The sequence below is a fragment of the Microcystis sp. M53603_WE2 genome, assembly GCF_030065435.1.
This window is the reverse complement of sequence record NZ_JASJFF010000364.1, coordinates 1-3,238: the sequence shown is the minus strand read 5'-3', so window position 1 is coordinate 3,238 and position 3,238 is coordinate 1. Positions and strand designations below refer to the sequence as shown.

General features: G+C 43.2%; 3 protein-coding genes and 1 other RNA gene. All 4 read right to left on the bottom strand.

Annotation, left to right across the window (positions count from 1 at the left end; genetic code table 11):
- A partial coding sequence (locus tag PX481_RS07830; protein ID WP_288094232.1) for a hypothetical protein occupies positions 1-208 on the bottom strand: 208 nt, incomplete at its 3' end.
- A gap of 303 nt (positions 209-511) precedes the next feature.
- Positions 512-766: a hypothetical protein gene (locus tag PX481_RS07825; RefSeq protein ID WP_288025015.1), complete on the bottom strand. Its 255-nt coding sequence runs from the start codon at positions 764-766 to the stop codon at positions 512-514.
- 53 nt (positions 767-819) lie between these two features.
- Entirely contained in the window at positions 820-2,199 is a 1,380-nt protein-coding gene (locus PX481_RS07820; RefSeq protein WP_288025012.1) for an NAD(P)/FAD-dependent oxidoreductase, read from the bottom strand.
- Between the two features lie 422 nt (positions 2,200-2,621).
- Positions 2,622-2,809, bottom strand: a non-coding RNA gene (ssrS, locus tag PX481_RS07815) — 6S RNA.
- Positions 2,810-3,238 lie beyond the last annotated feature (429 nt).

Below are 3,238 nucleotides of genomic sequence, written 5' to 3'. Positions count from 1 at the left end.
CAACTATAGGATTGAATCTTTTCAGAGGTTTGGGTTTTCTCTCAATAACAGAGGGACAGAGGTGGTTAGCTGAACGTTGGGAAAAACTGATAGTTTTATCGACGTAAGAAGCAGAAAAATTAGCTAAATTAACAGGATGTACTCTCAGAAAATTTGAAGAGAGATAGGCTTTTAGTGGCTTGGGAACAAGCTTTATCAATTTATTCATAATCAATATTGGCAGAGGATTAAAGATTAGTTATTGTCACTAACTCTTTTGATTAGAAAAAGATAAACTTGAGAATTTTCATTCAAATTTATTGACTCAAAATCAGCTGTACTTAATTTAAATGAATCAACCCTACCCGCGCATTAGCTTTTCGGTGGGATGCTTACACGCAGCTGCTGATACATTTGTCATCATCTAAGAGTCACGGACAATTGCTGATTGTCGGTATTCCTGCAAATGTGAGATGCACCCTATCTCAACAAGCAATTTAAATGCGCGGGCAGCTTACAACAGCATTTCGCCCTATTGAGGAGATTCAAAAATTAGTTCGCTATTATTCAGTTTTTCAACGACTAACTTGCGATAGAGTGTCACCTGACGAAGGATTTGGTCGGGATTGTTTTTCTTGTTAGAAAACATGATCATTTTAATCGATTCAAATTCTATTCTTGTGATCACACCATCTTTGATCGCTCGTTCAATTGTAACTCGTAAATATTCTAATTCTTGGCTTTCCTCTGGGGTAATTTCCAGACTGTTAGGATGTTCTATTTTCATGATCGATTGTTCTTACCGGCTAACTGATAACTAGATAATCACGGCTATTTTTTTCACACTTTCACAATCGGTGGAGAGAGAGTTTCCGTCTGGTTAGAAACGGCGAGATTATTATTATTTTGGCTGTTATTTTGCGGCAATTGTCCCGAGGCTAAATTCTGCCCCTCTCCCGTAATCAAACGAGCGCCACGACCGCGGGTAAAATAATTCCAACCCCATTGCACCATCACCACTAATTTATTATCAAATTCGATCAGATAGTAAATATGGGCCCAAACCCAGACTAACCAAGCGATGAACCCAGAAAACTTGACAAATCCCAAATCAACCACGGCCGCATTTTGGCCGATCACTGCCAGACTACCTCGATCGATATAATGAAAAGGTTGAATAGTTTGCCCTTTTAGGCGAGAAATTAATAAATTGGCCAGATATTCGCCCTCCTGCATGGCCACGGGGGCAATTCCGGGTAAAGGTTTATCTCCCTGATGGGCAAAATTAGCCAGATCCCCGATCACAAAAATATTGGCATAACCAGCGATACTTAAATCCGGTTCGACGATTACCCGACCGACGCGATCGAGATTTACCCCAGTTCTTTCGGCCAAAATTCGCCCCATTCTCGATGCTTTTACCCCCGCTGCCCATAAAATTGTCTCGGCAGCGATTTCTGTGGTTTTTTCTCCCTGACGGACGCTGACACAACCTTCAACAATATTGGTAACGATGCTGTTAGTTTGCACTGTCACCCCTAATTTTGTGAGAGAAGCGGCAGCTTTAGCGGATAAATCGGGTGAATATGGGGGTAATACTCGATCCATCCCTTCTAAGAGCAAAATTTTCGCTTCTGTGGGGTTAATCTGGTGGAAATCAGACCTAAGCGCACCGTGGGCAATTTCAGCGATCGCTCCTGCTAATTCTACCCCCGTCGGTCCGCCTCCGACAATAACAAAAGTTAATAAAGCTTGCCGCTTTTCGGCATCGATTTCTTTCTCGGCCTTCTCGAAAGCGAGATAGATGCGACGACGCATTTCTACTGCGTCTTCAATGGTTTTTAACCCGGGAGCGTAGGGCTGCCATTGATCATTGCCAAAATAGTGATGACTGACTCCCGTGGCAATGACTAACTGATCGTAGGCGATCGGCGGGTGATCTTTCAAGATCACTTCTCCCTTAACTGGATCTATATCTATGGCATGATCGAGGAGAATATCTGTATTGTCATGACCCCGTAGGATTAAGCGCAAAGGTGAGGAGATATCGGCCGGAGACAGCGCCCCAGTAGCGACTTGATAGAGGAGGGGCTGAAAAAGATGGAAATTTCGCTTATCGATGAGGGTAACATGAACGGGGGCGTTTTTTAGGGCTTTGGCCGTGTATAAACCCGCAAATCCGCCGCCGATGATAACAACTCTTGGCTGTTTTTCAGTCATTGCTTAACAATAATTCATAAATTTTTCCCTAGTGTAGTCCGGATTGTCACAATTTAGCGGTGACGAGCGTTACCGAAAACAGCAGTCTTTAACCTAGAAAAAAATATAGATAAGCTGCCCGCGCATTTAAATTGCTTGTTGAGATGAGGCACTCTTGCACTCTTGCAAGAGTCAACAGAACGTAGGTTGGGTTGAAGCATGAAACCCAACGCCTGCTCATGTTACGCTACCGCTAACCCATCCTACAAATAATTTGCCTCCCTACTTAAGCTCTTGACTATCTAAATTACTCGTTAAGATTGCAGGGGAGCAGGGAGAGGCAGTTTGAGCATTTGTACTAAAATTTCCAATACGGAGTTGAAATTCAGTACAGCTTACAGTGCTTATGCCCAGAATTTGACCTATATATGCTCGAAAAACTTGAAAAGACCGCTACGCCGTTTTACCTAAGTTTATGACCTGGGTTAACCAGGTGGGAACTTATATTCCGCGTTTCTGTTTCCGAGTACAAGCTCGGTTTACTACCACACGGATTGGTTACTTGCTCCCTTATCACAATCAAGCATAGATCAAAAAACTTGAAAGGCAGTCACCAACGTAGAAGCCTGATTTGGTTTTATCGTAGCATTTTTTTTTCTCAGAGGCAAGAGGGGCGATTCAGTGATCAGTGATCAGTGATCAGTTATCAGTGATCAGATTTGAGTTTTCAGTTTAGGGACTTGCGTGGGAATAATATCCCAGCCAGAAAATCGCTCTGTAGAAGAATAAGACCAGCCCTAAATGGTACATTATCAAAGCGCAAATCCCTTACTGTTTACCGATCACAGCCAAAAAGCCTGCCAACACCCAGCAATTCCCAATGCAAACGGTAGCACAGAATACAGAACCCGTCTTACTCTTGCCTTTCAAAATGGAGTGAAGGGTTTGAACAGTGGGTTTCGGGGGAATGGAAGTCAAACAACTGGGTTTTATGGGGATGCTGAGCTATTTCCAGGTAGTTATCCCTGGGATAACTGACCCTCGAAGTGCCAGCAATGCT